Origin of the sequence: Dyadobacter sp. UC 10 (assembly GCF_008369915.1) — a bacterium.
Taxonomy (GTDB): Bacteria; Bacteroidota; Bacteroidia; order Cytophagales; family Spirosomataceae; genus Dyadobacter.
In genome coordinates, this window is the sequence record NZ_VSRN01000001.1 from 3,251,217 (window position 1) to 3,270,195 (window position 18,979).

Below are 18,979 nucleotides of genomic sequence, written 5' to 3' on the forward strand. Positions count from 1 at the left end.
TTGACATGAAGAAGTTTTTAATTTTACTAGTTTTGTCAATTCTATGGCGGTCAGAGGCTAATGCTCAGAAGATTGGGTATACTGACATGGAGTTCATAACCAGTAAAATGCCCGAGTATCAGGCTGCACAGGCGGAGATGAAAAAATTCTCTGAAAAGTGGGCCAAGGAAATTCAGGATAAGTTTGCTGACATCGATCGCATGCAGCGGGCATATATGGCAGAGGAGATCCTGCTCACCGAGGAGTTGAAAAGAAAACGACAAAGTGAGATAAAGGAAAAGGAGCTGGAAGCGGGCGAGTATAACAGTAAGATTTTCGGCATGGACGGCCTGATGTTCCAGAAGAAAAAGGAACTCATGAAACCTGTACTTGAAAAAGTGCAGCGTGCCGTTACCAAAGTATGCAGCCAGCGTCGGCTCGATTTTATGTTTGACAAATCCAGCGATGTTGGAATGCTTTACACAAATCCCAAGCACGATTATTCAGATTACGTGATGGAGGAGTTGGGCATAGACCCGAAAGCGAATAAAGCGTCAGCAAACGAAAAAGCAGATCAATCGGCCAACGTGCCGGCCAGTACCTCACCAAAACAAAAGAGTACAACTAGTAAACTTAAATAAGTAACAAAGCAATGAAACAAAAATTGATGGCTTTTTTGGTCGTGATGACCATAATCACCACCCCTCTTCTGGCTCAAACTACCCCTGCAGGCGGACTAACCAAAATAGGCTATACCAATGTCGATTATATAATTGCTAAGCTTCCTGAAAGCAAAGTGATGCAAAATCAACTTGAAGTCACAAAAGCGCAGTTGGATAAAGCGCTTGGAGAAACTTATAAAGAGGCGCAGGATAAGTATGAGGCTTACCAAAAGAATGGTGCTAATATGACCGATGTGATTCGTGCGGACAAGGAGAAGGAGTTGGCAAATCTGCAAACACGTATTCAGGAAATGCAGACGAATGCACAAACTTCACTGCAAACGAAGCAGCAGCAGCTTTTGGAACCAATCCTGACAAAGGTTAATAATGCAATACAGGAAGTAGGTAAAGAAAACGGCTTTTTGTATATCCTGAACATGGACGCAGGAGCAAATTCGACACCTATCATTCTCTTTGCCGCTTCTGAGGAAAATAATGCTACTCCTTTGATCCTTAAAAAGTTGGGTGTTGATCCTGATAAAGTAGATGCAGCGCCGGCAGCAGCGACTCCTGCCAAGCCAGCAACTACTGCCCCTGCAACGACTCCTGCTGCAACCCCCAAGAAAAAATAATAAGTCACATTTGAACTTAAAAAACCGGAGAACAGTCTTTTAAACGGCTGTTCTCCGGTTTTTGTATATAAGAATGGAGCTGGCAAAAGCGTTAACTTAACTTTTGTTACATGTTTAAGACGGACGGTTTATTTGAAAAATACAATTCGTAATTCCTGCAAATGCGAATGAAAGCGTTGTTTCATTTTTGTATCGATTGACAGCGCTTTCTATACAGGATTTAGTAGTTTTGCGTTTAAATTCAGTGTTCTTCTCAACAAGGGATAAATTATATTTTTGACATCATGCTCATAAAACATATTCATAAAATACTGATACTTCTGACAGTTGCTTTAATCGCATCAGGTGCACAAGGACAGGACAATATGAAGAATACCTCAACTGGCCCGTTGCAACTGGTATTTCCTTCGGAATCAGAATGGAACGTTTTATATGAGGGAAAAGAAATCAACTTTCATCTTCAGGTAAGGGGCGGTAAAGGTGATTCGATCCGGTATAACGCTGTAAGCGGGCTCACAAAGGAGATGAAATTTGACTCGCTCGGGCATTTTATATGGACCCCTGGATTTGAGGTTGCCGACAGGATCAATACTACAAAGTCCTTTCCGATCGTATTTGAAGCCCAAAGTGCAACCGGTGAAAGTGTTTCTCGCGAAGTGGTATTCAAAGTAAACCACGTCAATAGGCCCCCTCAAATCGATGAGCTTCACCCATTCTATGTCCAGTATAAGACACAGAATGTTTATAAAATAGATATGGGCGCAGTGCGAGACCAGGATGCGGATCCGATTGTATTTGTGCCAATACTGGAACAAATGCCCGAGGGGATGAAGTTGACAGCTGCTGGCGAGATCACCTGGGAGCCCTCGATCGCTCAATTTAGTATACTTAAGAAGGGCCCTCGCTACGTGGAGTTCTATGTGGAGGACCAACCGTCAAAGGCAAGAACAAAGGGTCGTCTGAAATTAGATGTGACTCAGATGGACCTGGCCCCGGATTTTACAATTATACCACAAAATTCAATCGTTAAAAGCGCAGAGAACAACAGGATTAACCTGCGGTTTACATTGTCGGATCCAAATGGTGAAGATGATATTACTGCATTTAACTTTGTGTCTGAAAACAAAAAGGTACCTGTAGAAGCGTTGATAAAAAATACACCGACCAGTTACGAGTTCATCTGGGAGCCGGGTTACGATTTTGTCAAGGATCCGCTGGATACAATCGCTTTCAACATTACATTCTACGTGCTCGACAAAGCTCAAAACAAAAAGGAGCGGAGCGTTAGGTTTGTGATAAAGAATACGGTTGATGAAAGCCTGCGTGACAACTACGTTTATAATCTTTATCGCGGTGCACTTGTAAATGCATGGGGTTTACTGGAGCAAATGACGGAGAAAGAAGGCCAGTTAAAAAAAGCATATACACGTGCGAAGAAAGGTAAGCGAAGCCGCTCACTTTTGAATGCATCTCTTGGAGCAACAACAGGCCTGGCGCCGGTGATAGCAAAGGATAGGCCGGACAGGAGAGGTTATATAACGACAATAGGCGGTACAACAGTAGCTACCGTAGGTACTTTGGAAGCTACGGAGGTTATTGGTAAATCGGTAAATGGATTGCTCGACCGCTTCAATTATGTAATGCAGAAGAAGAATGAGCTGCAAAATAAAGGGGATGTTTTTGCACGTGAATATGGGCAGAAATCTGCACGACGCCATCCGGACTTTATTCGCAAATTAGACGAATTTAAGTCGCTGATGAACCTAAGTGGGTTAGTTGCCCTTGAATTGGATGCGCGGTGGGAGAATAAGAAAGAAGCGACTGATACTGCCTTGAAAAAGACCTTTAAGGATTTTGTTCCTTTCACGCAGGATGAAAATTGAGCGGTAACAAAAAAGAGAGCTAAATGCTCTCTTTTTTGTCGTTATCATTTTCATTATTGATCTGCTCCTCCGGTGAGACCGGAACTTGCGAAACATCCGCAGAAGGCCCGAGTGTCGAAGAATAATCTGCGCCTGCCTCGTCCCTGCTCTCATTCTGATCACTTTCTTCCTCTTGGATAAGCCTTTCGTCTTCGACCGGGCCGTGAGAATGAAAGCTGCCCTGAAAAATGAGGATGCTGCAAACTCCTATGAAAATGCAGGAGTCGGCGATATTGAAAATGGGCGTTGAATAATACTGACCGCCCCAGAGAGGTACCCAATCAGGGATGAACCCCTCCCAAAAATCTACAAAGATCATATCAATAACCTGTCCATGGAACCACGGGGTAGGCGATCCGTAGGGTGCATTTTGCAGGAACACCCCGTAAAATGTACTGTCTATTACATTACCTACTGCTCCTGCGAGAATCATTGAAAGGGCCCAGAGCAACCCTTTGGAGGCGCCGGCGCGGGCAAGGTGAATCATATAACCTCCGATTGCGACCATTGCTACCAGCCGGAACAATGTCAGGAAAAGCTTTCCGTACTCGTGCCCCAGCTGCATACCGAACGCCATTCCGGGATTCAGCACATAGTGGAGTTTCAACCAGTTTCCTATCAATGCAATCTGGCCTGAAAAACCCGGCTCCATATATTTGTGGACCAGCAATTTTGATGTCTGATCAACCAGTATGAGCAGCAAGCTGAATAATAAGTAAGGGGCCGGATTTCTGGATTGGTTCATTCGGTATGGAAAACTATTGAAATTTAAAAACGTGAAAGTAACAAGTTCCTTATAAAGAACTGATTCCTCTTCTATGCAATTCACTCTTAACTAGTAAAAACTCTCTGCTGCTCTGCCCCGCAATGGAAGTGTTTTCTTCGGCCCGACGGATCAGATACGGCAATACCGCGTCTATCGGGCCATAAGGGACATATTTGGCAACATTATAGCCGGCTTTGGAAAGATTATACGAAATATTGTCACTCATTCCCAGCAGCTGGGCAAACCATATCCGTTCATCATTGTTGAGCAGATCAAGTTTTTTCATTTTCGATGCGCAGTACTGCGAGCTAAACTCATTATGCGTGCCCAGGCAAATTGCGATGTATTCTATATGTTCGAGGCAAAAGTCGATCGCAAGGTTATAGTCGTCGTCGGTAGCCTGCTTGGAAGCATGGATCGGATTGAAGTATTCATTTTCACGCGCCCGTAGTCGCTCTTTTTCCATATAAGCGCCTCTAACCAGCTTCCCGCCCAGCTGATAGCCTTTTTGCCTGGCTGTTAGATAGGCGGATTTTAGTGATTCAAGTGTTTCATGCCGGTAGAGCTGGTAAGTATTGTATACAATCGCTTTTTCCCGGTTGAATTTTTGCATCATTTGATAAGTAAGATCATCAATGATTCCCTGTATCCAGCTTTCTTCGGCATCGATAAAGATCCTGACATTCTTTTCGTGCGCGTGGGAACAAAGCTTTTCCACGCGCTGCTGAACCCGGATATAGGCAGCTTCCTCCTGATCCGACAACGCATCTTTGCGCTGAATTTTTTCCAGCAGGTCCGCGGAAGCTATCCCCGTTACCTTAAACACTGAAAATGGAATGCTTTTTGACCCGGCAGCTTTGTCGATCGTTTTAAAAATTTCGGCTGCTGTTGCATCAAAACTTGATTCATCATCCTCTCCCTCGACTGAATAGTCCAGAATAGTTCCTATTCCCGAATTACCCAGCTCAGCAATTGTCTGATCACATTCGCTAATTGTCTCACCTCCACAGAATTGTTCAAAAATGGTGACCCGGATGAGATTTTTTATAGGTAAGTTTAGTTTTAGTGCAAGCTTTATAAAAAAAGTGCCTAAATTTACCACTCGAGCCTGATTCATGAGGCTGAATAACCAGTATGTTTTCCGAAGTTTAGCGTCAGATTTAGAAGCGAAAGCAACGTAGGTGTCTTCAAAAAATACAGGTATTTGGTTTATCGGTGAAGAATCTGCCATTTTGAGTACACTTTTTCCCGGGTGGATTTTTATTAATCACAAGAGAAGGCTGTGTTCATTAAGAAGTTATTTGACTTTTATGGCATCAAATGTACGTCAATCCCGGAAATACGCATGAACTGCCGGGTCAAAATATTGCAATTATCTATTTTATTAAGGACAAGTTTTTGAATATGAATGCTTCTTTAGATATCCTTCCGCTCAGTAGTTGGATCAATACCGAAGGAAAACCTTTGGTAATCGCAGGGCCTTGCAGTGCAGAGACGGAGGACCAAATGTTAGAAACCGCAAGCCAGATTAAAGAGGAAGGTTTTGCGCATGTAATCCGTGCCGGTATCTGGAAACCAAGGACTCGTCCCGGAAGTTTTGAAGGTATGGGAGAAGCAGCGTTGCCCTGGTTGCAGGCTGTCAAAAAAGAGACAGGAATGCCTGTTGCAGTTGAAGTTGCTAACCCGCAGCATATTGAATTGGCACTTAAATATGGTGTGGATATTCTTTGGGTAGGCGCTCGCACCACTGTAAACCCGTTTAATGTGCAGGAACTAGCTGACGCATTGAAAGGAGTGGATGTACCTGTTCTTGTTAAAAACCCTGTTAACCCTGACCTGCAACTTTGGATCGGCGCTTTGGAGCGTTTGAACCAGGCAGGCGTGAAAAAGCTCGGTGCTATCCACAGAGGTTTTTCCAATGCTCAGGAAACTAAGTTCCGCAATTCTCCGATGTGGAATATCGCAATTGAATTGAAAACGCTTTTCCCTGAATTGCCGGTAATAGGTGATCCGAGCCACATGGCGGGAAAACGCGCTTACCTATATGAACTTGCGCAGCGCGCTCTGGATTTGCACTATGACGGTTTGATCATCGAATCGCACCGGGATCCTGATAAAGCCTGGTCTGATGCTTCTCAGCAATTGACTCCTGCTGCATTGGGACAAATGCTGCACGACCTGCACGTTCGGAAAGAATCTTATGGAAGTGACTACCAGTCTCAACTGGAAATTATCCGTGGAAAGATTGACCATCTTGATCGTGAAATGCTGGAAACACTGGCGCAACGTATGGCTTTGGTTGAGAAATTGGCCGAATACAAACGCGACAACAGCGTAGCTGCTTACCAGGTTGATCGTTTCCGTGAAGTGCTCGAAACACGCGCTGGATGGGGGAAAAGCATGAACTTGTACCCAAATCTGGTTGATGAACTATTCAAGCTGGTCCACATGGAATCTATCCGTAAGCAGACCGAGGTGATGAACCAGGTTAACGCTTAACGTAACTCTGTTATATGCAACAAAGGCTGTCCAATGGGCAGCCTTTGTTGTTTTAGGTAATCATAACCTTTTCATTTTTAATACTTTCTTTATCTCTGCTGCCCAAATCTCGTAGGCTTTTTCATTCAAATGCGTCTTATCAAAAGCGAATTCAGGTTTGAGACCAGTTGAATCGGCTATCTGCGGGTTCATGTCAATGTAGGTGATACGGTGTTCTTTGCAATATTCCACTAGAAACCGATTTAATTCCACTACTTCTGCCTTGCTGGCAGGATCATTTTGTTCAAACATTGTAAGCGTCACGACCGGGACAATCCCGTTTTTCTGGATTGTTTCGAGCAGTAACCTGAAATTCGCCTGGATCTTTTCCTGAGACACGCCCACTGTTATATCATTGATCCCGCCTTCCAGAAAACAAATCTTAGGCTGCAAATCCACTACGTGCGTTTTGATCAATTGGACAAAATGATATGTGCACAGCCCAGGTAATCCATTGTTCATCACGTCTGTCCTGCCAAGCAGCTCCACCCACTTTCCCTGCGCTGTAATTGAATTACCATACATAACGATCTGAGGGTTTCCTTTCATTGATACAAATCGTTGGAAAATCTTGTCGCGGTAAATGTATGCGGTCGCTAAAAAGAGTGTAATCAGGAGCACATTAAGTGCAAGTGAAGCTTTATATAACCTTCTGTAACTCATCATAATTTATGGCAAATAGGCTTTGTCGCCCAGGTTGAAGCACCTTCTGCACCTCGCCTCGTAATGTTCTGTTTCGCCCAGCAAAACCCGCTCGCTTGACGGAGAAATGCGATAGGAGTGAGATGCAACCTCTCCGCAAACCATGCAAATCGCGTGCACCTTGGTCACATATTCTGAAATAGCCATCAGCTGAGGCATGCAACCAAAAGGTTTGCCCAGGTAATCCATATCAAGGCCTGTAACGATAACCCGTTTTCCGGCATTAGCCAACGCATCGCATACTTCAACGATCTTGTCGTCAAAAAACTGCGCTTCGTCGAGTCCTACCACTTCGCAACTTTCCGCCAATTGCGCAATTTCAAGCGCCGTTTTGACGGGAATAGAGCGGATCGAATTGTCATTATGAGAAACAATGTTCTCATCGTGGTATCGTTTATCGAGTGCCGGTTTAAAAATCTGTATCCTTTGCCGGGCGATCTTGGCGCGGTTCAGTCTGCGGATCAGTTCTTCCGTTTTACCGGAAAACATCGAGCCGCAAATGACTTCGATCCAACCGGTTTTCGGACCCTGACTTTCTCTTTTATGGGATGGTTCTACGAACATCTTTGGCGTCGGATTGACCTGCGGGCAAGCCAATTTTGATTATATTTACAAAGCAAACATATTTTTTTTAAACACGATCGTTATCAAAAGCTCATATTCCTTATGCCGGATAATTTGAATTCAAACGCCCTTAACCAATATGCCGCCAGGTTCACAACGACAGTCCTGAATGAGGTGTACAAATCGCAGAATGCTATTAATGGGGCTATTTTATTGAAGCTGACGCCAGTAAGGCAGGTGAATCTCGGAATTTTGAACCGGTTATTCGAAGCCTGGAAAAGTAATGCAGAATCTTTTCGCAGCCCCTACTTTGACTTTTCGAATGATGAGGTAAAGCGTGCGCTGGAAGAATTTATGAACACCGCTTCTCAACATATTTCGGTAAAGCGTACTGACCTGGAACCGTTGCTTTCCGAATCTGTGAAGGAGGCACTGAAGCTATTACTTACTCCGGCCATTTACTTCGAGGAGAAGATCAGGGCAGTTCCGGAAGCAGAGTTTACGCAGGAGAGAGCAGAGCAGATATTAAAGTACACGCATATTCACAGGGGTATCGCTGAGGCAATGCTTGGAAGGCTGACCGACAGTGGTTCTGATTCCGTTTACCAAACACAGGCAGTAAGCTGGCTTTATGAATTGAAAGATAATGCAGATCTGATCGATGATGTGGATACGCATTTGATGCAGTTTGCGGATGTATTTCCGATCAATATCAACGAAATCAGGATACAAGAACCAAGTAAGCCGCTGGTGGGCAACAAAAATGAGTCGAAATCATTCTTCGATTCTGCGTTTAATGAGTTGGAGGAAGTTGCTCCTAAAACAACGCCTCCACGCGCTGAACCGGTTTCGGTTATAATTGGTGATATTGTAAAAAAGGCGACGACCGTTGAAAGCGAGTCTTTAAATAACCGTTTCAAGGTCGATATTCCGAAGCCGGGCGACGATAAATCTTATGGAAGCGTTCCGTTCAAAGTAGAGAGCATAGCCACTTCCATTCCCTTAGGCCAGCGGTTTATGTTCGTCAATCAGCTTTTCGATAAAAACAGCGAACATTTCGACAAAGCAATCTATGAGTTGGATGCCGTGAAAAGTTTTGAAGAGGCTGAGAACCTGATCTGGCACCGGTACGCTTCAAAATATGCGTGGGATGTCAATGGAGAGGCAGTAACTGCCCTGCTCGCGATTGTGAAAAGGAAATTCGCCTGAGACTTAATAGAATGAAGCAATTCTCCTGGCTGTCCTGGTCAGGAGAATTGCTGTTTTTGTACCAGCTGTAAAAACATGGTGCGGGCGAGCAATAATGCATCAGTATTAAGATGAACGGAACTTCCCTGCTCGTTCGCAAAATCAACCAGGTGTTCTGTCGGCATATTTCCTACGAGGTCATTTTGCGCCATCGGGCAGCCGCCGTAGCCCAGCAGCGCTCCATCGAACCGGCGACAACCTGACTGATAGGCGGCTTCAATTTTATTTCTCCATTGATCGGGTACAGTGTGAAAATGGGCACCAAATTCCAAATCCGGGGAACCAGGGATCAGTTGTGCGAAGAGAGCACTGATATCTTCGGATTTAGCTAATCCAACCGTGTCGGCAAGTGAAAATACCCTGACGCCCAGCTTTACTAATTTTTCTACCCAATCCATTACAATTGCCGGTTCCCATGGATCACCATAAGGATTTCCAAACCCCATTGAAATATAGATAACCACCTGCTTTTTACTTATCAAAGCAACTTCACAAATACGCTTCACCCGCTCCACTGATTCGGCGATAGAAGCATTTGTGTTGCGCAGCTGGAAGGTTTCTGAAATAGAGAAAGGATAACCAAGGTGGGTAATCTGTTCAAAGCGACACGCTTCTGCGGCCCCACGCTCGTTGGCTACAATTGCGAGCAGTTTGGTTTTCGATTGCGCAACATCCAGTTGATTAAGCAACGATGCGGTGTCGCTCACCTGCGGCATTGCTTTCGCGGAAACAAAGCTTCCAAAGTCGATCGTATCAAACCCTACTTTCAGCAACTGATTAATGTAAGCAGCCTTTTGATTCGTAGGAATGAAAGGATGAAAGCCTTGCCAGGCATCGCGTGGGCATTCGATGATTTTCAATGTGTCGTTGATTAGGGGAGGAAGGAGGAAGGGAGGATGGAGGAAGGGAAAAAAGGGAAGGAAATAAATAGCGAAACCTTCCTTTTCTCCTTCCTCCCTTTCTCCCTTTCTCCTTCCTCCATTCTCCCCCTTCCTCCTTATTTCAATATCGGTGCCAAATCGGCTTCGTTTTCCTGTAGCCAGGCTGTGATTTCTTCGACAATCTGCCGGATGCCGATTTCCGGTTTCCAGCCTGTCAATGCAGTTACCCTCGTATTATCAGTTACGTACAAACGTATATCCGCTGTCCGGTTTTCGGGTACAACTTTGATCGGGATCGTTTTGCCGGTCACTTCCTGACAAATTTTCGTTAGTTCCTGTAAGGATGCGCTACTTTGCAATCCGCCGCCCGCATTTAGTATCTCGCCATTTACTTTTTCCAAATTGTGCAACTGCCAGTCGATCAGTCTGTAAAGGTCTGCTACATGCAGCATGTCACGGATTTGCTTACCCGTTCCACCGTAACCAAAGTACCCCAGCTGTTGCTCAAAATAGTGTTTGGCAATCCATAAAACCATAACTCCCTGGTCAACCTTGCCCATTTGCCACGGACCGGTGATCACGCCGCAGCGATTGATGACCGTTTTAAGATTATAAAATTCATTGTACTCCTGAATAATCAGCTCCGAGGCGAGCTTGGTGGTTCCATAAAGCGAACGCGCGCCATTCAGTGGAAAATCTTCTGCAATACCTTTGGACGAAACGCCCGGAACGGGTTGTTCGTCAGACAATGCAAACCTCGTTTCCTCCTCAACAAAATTCAGCGTTTCGATGGTTTTGATCGGATACACGCGGCTCGTCGAAAGAAATATGAAACCGGCCTTGTGCTTCAAAGCATAATTGAGGCAATTGACCGTTCCGACCAGATTGGTATTGATCAGATAATCAGGTGTTCCATCAAGTCCAGCAAGTACTGATGGTTCAGCAGATGCTTCTATAACAGTATCGACTGCCGGTATCGCGTCGAAATCTTCTTTATTTCTGATATCACCATGAACAAACTCTACGCCGTGCTTTTTCAGCCGGCTGATATTGAGCTCGGATCCGCGACGTTTCAGATTATCAAGTGCAAATACCTGATAATCAGGATAATTTATTTTTAAAGAAATGGCCAGCGCCGACCCGACAAAACCTGCTCCTCCGGTGATTAAAATTTTCATAAAGGTTTTTTGAAGTGAACTGAATGTGTGGAATTCCAGTAAAGCCAAAGTTAGGATATTCCCGAAAAACGGGTAACCATCAGCAGGAATTTTATAATTAAATCTTCTTTAAAATTCATCTGATGCATATATGTAAATAAATGTATTATCCTTGAAGTATGTAACTCACGATCACTTCTTTAAATACTTGGCCCCGGGATTGCAACAAGTGAACATGTTTTCGTAGTATTGACCTTAAAAATTTCGTGCATGTCGCATTATACCTTTGTGTTTTTTCTGATCACTGGCTGCACCGGTATATCCTTTGGGCAGGCAACAACCGCCAGCATAGCCGCACCGGAAGCCTATCCCGTTTCGATATACAAGGAAGCGACCGCGCAATCTCAAAACCTCTACAACGGGCGGCAGTATTACGTATATGATGCCAGAAGCGAAGAACATCAGTTTTTCAACGATAGAAAATGGCGAAAAGGAGTTGTCAGATATGATGAACAGCAATTTGACAGCATTCCGATGATATATGATATTTTCCGGGACGAGCTGGTTGTTAAGCATTTCAATGGCGACCATTTGCTGCTGCAGTCCGAGAAGGTAGATTTTTTCATGCTCGACGACCACAATTTTGTCCGCATGGAATCAGGGAAGGATATTAATCCGCAAATGCGTACAGGATTTTATGACATTCTTTACGATGGCAAATCGCGCACGATCGTCCGAAGGGCTAAACAGCGACAGGAAAAGATTGTAGACAAGCGTGTGATCGCCCTTTATCCTCAAAAGAGCTTTTTCTACATACTCAAAGACGGCAAATACCACGCTTCGCAGACAAAAAAGGCGGTTTTAAATCTTTTTCCTGAACATAAAAAAGAGCTGCGAAAGGCACTGCGGGACGGCAAGCTCAGATTCAGGAAGCAGAAAGACCTGGCCATTGCCAAAATGGTGTCCATTCACGACGAATTAGCCAAGCCATGAAAATACTTCTACCATTAATTCTTTCGGCAAGCCTTGTTTTTCTTTCCAACCTGGTCCTGGGACAGGGAACTGCTGAAAAAAAGATTACAGTTCAGCTTGATTCAGCAAGGTTCGGAGATTTTGTGAAGCAGGTCGAAGCACAAACCGGGTACTATTTTTATTACGATGCGACGCGGTTCGATAGCCTTACCCTTGACTTGAAGGTCGAGAACCTTACGATCCGGGAAGTGCTCGATCAGGTTTTCAGAGGTTCGGAATTCGAATATGCGATAGATGCTCAAAAAAGGATCTTTATTACCCAGGGGCCGAAGATTATCACGCAGCTGGTGCCGGGTATTTTCGAACCGGACAGAGCCAGCGATAACGACTCAATAGCATATGTAGGTCCCGGGGACGACGCGAAAGAAAAGTTACTATCGACCGCCGAAAGCAAAGTGCACGATATCGGCATCCGGAAACACAGGATCACGCCCGGAAACTCTACCATCACAGGATATGTACGAAATGCGGTGACTGGCGAGCCGGTTATCGGTGCCGCGGTATTTATTGCTTCGCCTTCTATCGGGGTCACTACTGACGCACTCGGTTTCTATGCGCTCACTATTCCCCGCGGCAAGCAGATTCTCAGGATCAGGAGCACTGGAATGCGTGAAACCCAGCGGCAGGTAATACTTTATTCGGATGGAAAGCTGGACATTGAAATGCGCGAAAGCGTAATCGCCCTGAAAGAGGTTTCGGTAAAAGCAGGAATGGATAAAAACGTGGTAGGCACGCAAATGGGAACGGTAAAACTCACCATTAAAAACCTGAAACAGGTGCCGACCGTATTTGGAGAAACCGACCTGCTGCGTACTGTATTAACGATACCGGGAATCAAATCAGTTGGTGAAAATAGTACCGGATTGAACGTTCGCGGCGGCTCGACGGATCAGAATCTGATTCAGTACAACGACGCGGTGATTTATAATCCATCCCACCTTTTTGGTTTTTTCTCCGCATTTAACCCTGATGTACTGAAAGATGTTGAATTGTATAAAAGTACGATCCCTTCAAAATTTGGCGGCAGGCTGTCTTCTGTGCTCGATATCAACAGCCGGGACGGTAATAAAAAGAAATTTGTCGCGTCGGGGGGAATTGGGTTGGTGACCGGGCGATTGACCCTTGAAGGCCCGCTTATTAAAGATAAAACTTCCTTTTTACTCGGTGGCCGGTCAACCTATTCGAATTGGGTTATCAAGGCGCTTGATAATGAAAATTATAACAAAAGCTCTGCGTCTTTCTATGATGTAAACCTGAATATCAGTCATGAAATCAATGAAAAAAACAGTTTGTTCCTGACTGGCTACATCAGCGACGACCGGTTTAAACTTGCGGGAGATACGCTCTACAATTACCAGAACCAGCTCGCTTCCCTGAAATGGAAGCATACTTTTAATACCAGATTATACGGAGTACTCACCGCCTCCCACAGCAAATACCAGTACGGAATGGAGGCCGAGGGTTTACCGCTGAATGCATTTGACCTTAAATTCGACATCAATCAATCCAATTTCAAGGCCGATTTCAGCTATTCCTTAAATCCCAGACATACGTTGGAATTCGGTTTGAGCAGTATTTATTATAAGCTGCATCCCGGATCCTTCCAGCCGAGGGGAAGCCAGTCGCTGATCGTTCCTGACGAATTGCAGGCAGAGCAGGCAGTGGAAAGCGCCATTTACCTGGAAGACAAATTTGAAGTTAATCCGAGGTTATCAATCTCCGCAGGGATCAGGTATTCCTTCTTTCAGTATCTGGGGCCAAGAAATGTAAATACCTATGTGCCCGGCCTGCCGATCGACTATATCTACCAGAACGGTGTGAAAGAATATAAGTCCGGGAAGAACATTAAAACATATGGAGGCCCGGAATATCGTGCGTCGGTGCGTTACAGCGTGTTTGACAACCTTTCACTGAAAGTCAGCTACAATACATTAAGGCAATACATTCACTTGCTGACAAACACGATGACCATTTCTCCGACTGATATCTGGAAGTTGAGCGATCCGTACATTAAACCCCAGATCGGTGACCAGTTTTCACTGGGACTTTACCGCAATTTCAGGGGAAATAAAATAGAAGTCTCGCTAGAAGGTTATTACAAAAACATCCAGAACTTCCTCGATTACAAAGGCGGTGATTCGCTGATCATGAACCACAATATCGAAGCAGCCGTATTGAATACAAAAGCGAAAGCTTACGGAGTGGAATTTATGATTAAGAAAATGACCGGCAAGCTGAATGGTTGGCTAGGTTATACCTACGCGAGAACATTGCTCCGGGCTGTTGACCGCGAGTCACCCGACGCGCCCAATGACGGTAATTTCTACCCGAGCAATTATGACAAGCCGCACGATTTTACGCTGATTTCCAATTATCGGTTCTCACACCGTTTCAGTCTGTCATTCAATTTTACTTACAGCACGGGAAGGCCCTACACGCCGCCGATCGGGAAATACTTGATTGACGGTGCCCAGCGGGTGTATTATGCAGACAGGAACCAGTTCAGAATCCCTGATTACTATCGCACCGACCTTGCTATGAATATTGAAGGAAACCATAAAGTCAAAAAGCTGGCGCACAGCTCGTGGACTGTGGCGGTTTATAATCTTTTTGGAAGAAAAAATCCGACCTCAGTTTATTTCCAGACGGTCGGAGGCAGGGTTAATGGTTACCAGCTTTCCATTTTCGGACAGCCGATCCCTACGATTACCTACAATTTCAGATTTTAAAACAGTGAAAGTAGTATGAGATATTTCCTGATAAAGCTTAGTTTTTTCGCTTTGCTGCTTTTTCTGGACAGTTGTATTGAACCGTTTTCTCCGCCGGAAGTGAATTCTGTCGAGAATCACCTGGTAGTAGACGGTTTCCTGAATGTTGGGCAGGATACGACCCGGATTGAATTGAGGAGAACGCAGAATGTAAATGAAACCGCAACCTCTGTTGGTGAGATTATGGCATCACTGGCGGTAGAGTCTGAAGGAGGCGAGAGTTACAGTTTCACAGAAGTGGGTGGCGGGCTTTACGTTTTACCTCCAAATCAATACAATGCCGCTGCCAAATATCGGTTGCGGGTTAAAACTGTGGATGGTAAGGAATACCTTTCAGATTATGTGGATGTTACGGCAACTCCGCCGATCGACAGCGTTGAAAGTCGCTATGACCAGGGGCAGGACGCTATGGTTTTTTATGTAAATACCCATGACCCGAACAACAAGACGCATTTTTACCGGTGGAAGTTTGAGGAAACATGGGAATACCGCGCCGCTTACTTTTCCTATCTGGAAGTGATCGATAAGGAAATTGTTCCACGCACAGAGGATATCAATCTATGCTGGGGCAGTAGCCGTTCCGGTAGTATTTTGCTGGGCTCGACGATCAAGCTAACCAGTGACGTGATAAAGGACCTCCCGCTTTTCAGGGTGCCTGTTTCTACCAACAAGCTTTATATTAAATACAGTGTTTTAGTGCGGCAATATGCATTGTCCAGGCCAGCATTTGAATACTGGACAAGTCTAGCAAAAACAACGCAGGGAACAGGAAGCCTCTTCGATCCGCAGCCATCGCAGGTGACGGGAAACATTCATAATGTAGAAGATGCGAAAGACCTTGTTTTCGGTTACTTCAGTGCATCCACGGAGCAAACCAAGCGTCTTACGATTACTCCAAGACTTGGAAGCTACCCGCGTTGTATGCCCCCTGATACCTTCGATATCGTCTGCAGGCCGATGAGTGACCGGCAATGCGCATTGGAAACCACTGCTTTGCTGATGTCTTACGGAGGCGAGCGCTCGGAATATATTCTGGGCGCACCGTCAAGCTGCATCGATTGCCGCACGCAGGGTGGAACCACGAGAAGACCGCCTTTTTGGTGAAAATGAGTCATTCTAAAAAGATAAAATGAAGACAAGAATCCTAACCTGCATCTGTTTTCTGCTGGCAGCGCCGCTGATTGTCGCTGCGCAGGAAGACGCCATGGTAACTTCCATGAAGCAGCGCTTTGGCCTGTACACAGAAAGGGCTGTGCAGGAGAAAATGTACGTGCATCTGGACAGGCCATTTTACCTGGTTGGAGAAACCGTCTGGTTCAAAGCCTATCTGCTTAACGGGGCGACTCACCGCTTTCTGGATCTGAGCAAAGTGGGGTATCTGGAAATATTGGATAGTGAAAATAATCCGGTCGTTCAAACCAAGTTCTCAATGAGCACAGGGCAGGGAAACGGCTCTGCGCAGATTCCGGCGACGATTGTCAGCGGGAAATATAAGGTACGCTGCTATACCAACTGGATGAAGAATTTCAGCGCCGATCAGTTTTTTGAAAGTGATATCACCGTCGTCAATCCATTCATCAGGTTTGATCCCGATCGCATTGTTAACGACAATGCACATTACGATGTTCAGTTTTTTCCGGAGGGCGGCAGGCTGGTAAAGGGGGTTGAAAGTAAAATAGCTTTTCGGGCTGTTGCTGCCGATGGAAAGGGTATTCGTTTCAATGGAGCGATTGTGAATGCGCAAAATGATACCGTTCAGAAGTTTACGCCGGAAGTGAGCGGAATCGGAAATTTTACATTTACTCCCAAAGAGGGCGAGACTTATAAAGCGTTTGTTACCGACGCCAAAGGTCTGAAGTCGGAATACCAGTTTCCTGCTGTCGAAGATGCGGGTTACGTAATGCAGGTAAAGGATTCGACAGAAACCTGGTTGAAAGTATCTGTATCAGCCCGACTGAATACGGATGAGCCCACCTACATATATATGCTTGCCCATACGAGGCAGGCGAATCCTGTGATCGAGAAAAAGGCTGTTGTGAGAAACCGCGCGGTGTTTTTGCTTGATAAAAGCAAGCTGGGTGAAGGGATTTCGCACATCACGATATTCAATGAAAAGGTAAAGCCGGTTACCGAGCGGCTGTACTTTAAGCGGCCAAAGGCAAAGCTGGAAGTGGATGCCCAGCTGGCAAGGACCTTTATCACAAGAGAAAAGGTGGTATTAAACCTTTCGTCCTCTGTCGCAGCCGCTACCGATCAGATGTCTAATTTGTCGGTTGCAATATACCTTGATGATTCGATCAAGGGCGATCTGCAACAAGATATCAATACCTACCTCTGGCTTACTTCGGACCTGAAAGGCACCATTGAGTCTCCCGAATACTATTTCAGCAATGCAACCGAAGAATCGGATCGGCAGATTGATAATCTGATGCTTACGCATGGTTGGCGCAGGTTGAACTGGGAAGGTGTGTTTGGAAGTCAGCCACCCAAATTTGCAAACCTGCCAGAGTACGATGGTCATTTCATTTCGGGAAAAATTGTTGACAGGGTAAGCGGCGATCCCGCGAAAGGGAAGGATGCGTTTCTCGCGGCGCTTGACGTGCCGGCCCGGTTATATGCAGCGCAGAGTGATCAGCAGGGAAAAGTGACTTTTGAAGTGCGCCGTTTTATTGGTCCGAAGGAAATTACAGTTCAGACTAATCTTGGCATCGATTCTACCTACAAAATTGAAATTCTGAGCCCCTTCTCAAAGCAATATTCTCCCAACCCATTGCCCGCTTTTTATTTCGATAAAACATTCGAAAATCAGTTGCTGACGCGCACTATTAATATGCAGACAGTCAATTCCTATATTCCAAGGGTTTATAATCAGAAAAAGCCGACTCTTACCGATTCGCTCGCCTTTTTTGGGATGCCTGACGAAAAGTATTTTCTCGATGATTTCACCCGTTTCCCCACGATGGAAGAGGTGCTGAGAGAATATGTAAAAGGTGTGCTTGTGAGAAGGCGGCAGAAGGAATTTCACTTCAGGATGATCGACAAGCTGTTGCCCAATACCTACTATACCACCGATCCATTGATGCTGGTTGACGGTATCCCGATTTTTGACGCCGATCAAATTATGGAATTCGATCCTCTCAAAATCAAGAAGATTGAGGTTTTAAACTCGCGCTATTTCCTCGGGCCTATGACTTTCACAGGTATCGTCAGCTTTTCTACCTACGGCAACGATCTGTCGGGTTTTGAGCTCGATCCGAAAGTGTTGGTAATGCCTTACGAGGGGGTTCAGGCACAGCGGGAGTTTTATGCCCCGAAATACGACGGCGGTAATGCGAACAGCCGGGTTCCGGATTTCAGAAATCTGCTTTTTTGGGCTCCGAATGTAGTAACTGACAAAAAAGGCAAAGCTTCGCTGGAATTTTACACCTCCGATCAAACTGGCAAATACAGCGTCGTTATCCAGGGAATTACACCTTTCGGGGTAGCTGGCAGCAAGAAGCTTTCTTTCGAGGTGGGCAAACGTAATTTCTAGCAGCCTTCAAATATAAAATTCAGAGGTGTGCTTGATCTCTTTCAGAACAAAGGTTGAGTTTAGCACACCGATATTGTCTATTTTAGAAAGCTTGTATTTGACAAAATCGTGGTATTCATCCAGGCTGGCGACGTTGATTTTTAATAAAAAGTCCACCTGCCCGGCCATGTGATAGCATTCCTGCACCTCGTCCAGGTTCTGGATCTCCTGCTCGAACTTCTCGATAAATGCCTCGTTGTGGTACCGCATTGATACCTGGCAAATTGTGGTTACCTGTCGGTTAATCAGCTTTTTGTCCAGTATCGCGACGTACTGTTTAATGAACCCCAGGCTTTCCAATCTCCTGATCCTTTCATAAACCGGCGAGATCGTCAGATTGAGCATCGCAGCGATTTCCTTCGTTGTTTTTTTTGCATCTTTTTGCAGGATGCGGAGTATTTTGGTATCAATTTTGTCCAACTGTTCCATGGTGCAATAATATTTGCTGCGTAGCGCCGGTTAATGGGTTCGGTAAAGTAATATTTTAGATAAATATCGTATTGTCCGGGAATATTTACTGTCTAATGCGCCATTTATTGAAAATAATTTCCATAAAT

Annotated in this window: 16 protein-coding genes; 9 read left to right on the plus strand and 7 right to left on the minus strand. The window is 45.2% G+C overall.

Annotated features, from left to right (window positions below):
* The first annotated feature begins 5 nt into the window (after positions 1-5).
* The 3 genes from FXO21_RS13480 (at position 6) to FXO21_RS13490 (ending at position 3,156) form a co-directional block, all read left to right on the plus strand.
* Positions 6-620, plus strand: a complete 615-nt coding sequence (locus FXO21_RS13480; RefSeq protein WP_149640558.1) for an OmpH family outer membrane protein — start codon at positions 6-8, stop codon at positions 618-620.
* Positions 621-631: 11 nt separating this feature from the next.
* A complete protein-coding gene (locus FXO21_RS13485; RefSeq protein WP_149640559.1) occupies positions 632-1,273 on the plus strand; it encodes an OmpH family outer membrane protein in 642 nt (213 codons plus the stop codon).
* A gap of 284 nt (positions 1,274-1,557) precedes the next feature.
* Positions 1,558-3,156, plus strand: coding sequence for a hypothetical protein (locus tag FXO21_RS13490; RefSeq protein ID WP_149640560.1), 1,599 nt, complete (start codon positions 1,558-1,560; stop codon positions 3,154-3,156).
* A 19-nt stretch (positions 3,157-3,175) separates the two neighbouring features.
* On the opposite strand, the gene FXO21_RS13495 is transcribed toward FXO21_RS13490, so the two are convergent.
* Both FXO21_RS13495 and FXO21_RS13500 read right to left on the minus strand, forming a co-directional pair.
* Positions 3,176-3,940 carry a lipoprotein signal peptidase gene (locus FXO21_RS13495; RefSeq protein ID WP_225865674.1) on the minus strand — a complete coding sequence of 255 codons (765 nt, stop codon included), beginning with the start codon at positions 3,938-3,940 and terminating at the stop codon, positions 3,176-3,178.
* 49 nt (positions 3,941-3,989) lie between these two features.
* Positions 3,990-5,192 carry a proline dehydrogenase family protein gene (locus tag FXO21_RS13500; protein WP_149640561.1) on the minus strand — a complete coding sequence of 401 codons (1,203 nt, stop codon included), beginning with the start codon at positions 5,190-5,192 and terminating at the stop codon, positions 3,990-3,992.
* Between the two features lie 173 nt (positions 5,193-5,365).
* Here FXO21_RS13500 and FXO21_RS13505 point away from each other — a divergent pair, with 173 nt between their 5' ends.
* Positions 5,366-6,460, plus strand: a complete 1,095-nt coding sequence (locus FXO21_RS13505) for a chorismate mutase (RefSeq protein WP_149640562.1) — start codon at positions 5,366-5,368, stop codon at positions 6,458-6,460.
* A gap of 60 nt (positions 6,461-6,520) precedes the next feature.
* Here FXO21_RS13505 and FXO21_RS13510 read toward each other — a convergent pair whose 3' ends face one another.
* Both FXO21_RS13510 and FXO21_RS13515 read right to left on the minus strand, forming a co-directional pair.
* The gene (locus tag FXO21_RS13510) at positions 6,521-7,165 is read right to left on the minus strand and encodes an SGNH/GDSL hydrolase family protein (RefSeq protein WP_225865675.1); all 645 of its coding nucleotides are present in this window, start codon (positions 7,163-7,165) and stop codon (positions 6,521-6,523) included.
* A 3-nt stretch (positions 7,166-7,168) separates the two neighbouring features.
* Positions 7,169-7,765, minus strand: a complete 597-nt coding sequence (locus FXO21_RS13515; RefSeq protein ID WP_149640563.1) for a thymidine kinase — start codon at positions 7,763-7,765, stop codon at positions 7,169-7,171.
* Between the two features lie 102 nt (positions 7,766-7,867).
* Here FXO21_RS13515 and FXO21_RS13520 point away from each other — a divergent pair, with 102 nt between their 5' ends.
* Positions 7,868-8,974, plus strand: a complete 1,107-nt coding sequence (locus tag FXO21_RS13520) for a hypothetical protein (protein WP_149640564.1) — start codon at positions 7,868-7,870, stop codon at positions 8,972-8,974.
* A 38-nt stretch (positions 8,975-9,012) separates the two neighbouring features.
* Here the strand turns inward: FXO21_RS13520 and FXO21_RS13525 are convergent, their stop codons facing one another.
* Both FXO21_RS13525 and FXO21_RS13530 read right to left on the minus strand, forming a co-directional pair.
* Entirely contained in the window at positions 9,013-9,873 is an 861-nt protein-coding gene (locus FXO21_RS13525) for a beta/alpha barrel domain-containing protein (RefSeq protein ID WP_149640565.1), read from the minus strand.
* Between the two features lie 137 nt (positions 9,874-10,010).
* Positions 10,011-11,072: an NAD-dependent epimerase/dehydratase family protein gene (locus FXO21_RS13530; RefSeq protein ID WP_149640566.1), complete on the minus strand. Its 1,062-nt coding sequence runs from the start codon at positions 11,070-11,072 to the stop codon at positions 10,011-10,013.
* A gap of 249 nt (positions 11,073-11,321) precedes the next feature.
* Between FXO21_RS13530 and FXO21_RS13535 the strand changes: the two genes are divergently transcribed.
* The 4 genes from FXO21_RS13535 to FXO21_RS13550 are packed head-to-tail and all read left to right on the plus strand — an operon-like array spanning position 11,322 to position 18,383.
* Entirely contained in the window at positions 11,322-12,044 is a 723-nt protein-coding gene (locus tag FXO21_RS13535) for a hypothetical protein (RefSeq protein WP_192579216.1), read from the plus strand.
* On the plus strand, positions 12,041-14,812 hold the full coding sequence (locus tag FXO21_RS13540; protein WP_149640567.1) for a TonB-dependent receptor: 2,772 nt from the start codon (positions 12,041-12,043) through the stop codon (positions 14,810-14,812). Before FXO21_RS13535 ends, FXO21_RS13540 begins: the two co-directional genes overlap by 4 nt.
* Before the next feature lie 15 nt (positions 14,813-14,827).
* Positions 14,828-15,955, plus strand: coding sequence for a DUF4249 domain-containing protein (locus tag FXO21_RS13545; RefSeq protein ID WP_149640568.1), 1,128 nt, complete (start codon positions 14,828-14,830; stop codon positions 15,953-15,955).
* 25 nt (positions 15,956-15,980) lie between these two features.
* A complete protein-coding gene (locus tag FXO21_RS13550; RefSeq protein WP_149640569.1) occupies positions 15,981-18,383 on the plus strand; it encodes a hypothetical protein in 2,403 nt (800 codons plus the stop codon).
* Positions 18,384-18,389: 6 nt separating this feature from the next.
* On the opposite strand, the gene FXO21_RS13555 is transcribed toward FXO21_RS13550, so the two are convergent.
* Complete coding sequence (locus FXO21_RS13555) at positions 18,390-18,851, minus strand: Lrp/AsnC family transcriptional regulator (protein ID WP_149640570.1); 462 nt, start codon at positions 18,849-18,851, stop codon at positions 18,390-18,392.
* Between the last annotated feature and the right edge of the window lie 128 nt (positions 18,852-18,979).

What these genes read in the sequence shown, in the direction of transcription:
- FXO21_RS13500 (WP_149640561.1), bottom strand. Translation starts at nt 5,192, where the DNA reads ATGGCAGATTCTTCACCGATAAACCAAATACCTGTATTTTTTGAAGAC.
- FXO21_RS13530 (WP_149640566.1), bottom strand. Translation starts at nt 11,072, where the DNA reads ATGAAAATTTTAATCACCGGAGGAGCAGGTTTTGTCGGGTCGGCGCTG.
- FXO21_RS13510 (WP_225865675.1), bottom strand. Translation starts at nt 7,165, where the DNA reads ATGATGAGTTACAGAAGGTTATATAAAGCTTCACTTGCACTTAATGTG.
- FXO21_RS13555 (WP_149640570.1), bottom strand. Translation starts at nt 18,851, where the DNA reads ATGGAACAGTTGGACAAAATTGATACCAAAATACTCCGCATCCTGCAA.
- FXO21_RS13485 (WP_149640559.1), top strand. Translation starts at nt 632, where the DNA reads ATGAAACAAAAATTGATGGCTTTTTTGGTCGTGATGACCATAATCACC.
- FXO21_RS13505 (WP_149640562.1), top strand. Translation starts at nt 5,366, where the DNA reads ATGAATGCTTCTTTAGATATCCTTCCGCTCAGTAGTTGGATCAATACC.
- FXO21_RS13535 (WP_192579216.1), top strand. Translation starts at nt 11,322, where the DNA reads ATGTCGCATTATACCTTTGTGTTTTTTCTGATCACTGGCTGCACCGGT.
- FXO21_RS13480 (WP_149640558.1), top strand. Translation starts at nt 6, where the DNA reads ATGAAGAAGTTTTTAATTTTACTAGTTTTGTCAATTCTATGGCGGTCA.
- FXO21_RS13520 (WP_149640564.1), top strand. Translation starts at nt 7,868, where the DNA reads ATGCCGGATAATTTGAATTCAAACGCCCTTAACCAATATGCCGCCAGG.
- FXO21_RS13545 (WP_149640568.1), top strand. Translation starts at nt 14,828, where the DNA reads ATGAGATATTTCCTGATAAAGCTTAGTTTTTTCGCTTTGCTGCTTTTT.
- FXO21_RS13515 (WP_149640563.1), bottom strand. Translation starts at nt 7,765, where the DNA reads ATGTTCGTAGAACCATCCCATAAAAGAGAAAGTCAGGGTCCGAAAACC.
- FXO21_RS13550 (WP_149640569.1), top strand. Translation starts at nt 15,981, where the DNA reads ATGAAGACAAGAATCCTAACCTGCATCTGTTTTCTGCTGGCAGCGCCG.
- FXO21_RS13490 (WP_149640560.1), top strand. Translation starts at nt 1,558, where the DNA reads ATGCTCATAAAACATATTCATAAAATACTGATACTTCTGACAGTTGCT.
- FXO21_RS13495 (WP_225865674.1), bottom strand. Translation starts at nt 3,940, where the DNA reads ATGAACCAATCCAGAAATCCGGCCCCTTACTTATTATTCAGCTTGCTG.
- FXO21_RS13540 (WP_149640567.1), top strand. Translation starts at nt 12,041, where the DNA reads ATGAAAATACTTCTACCATTAATTCTTTCGGCAAGCCTTGTTTTTCTT.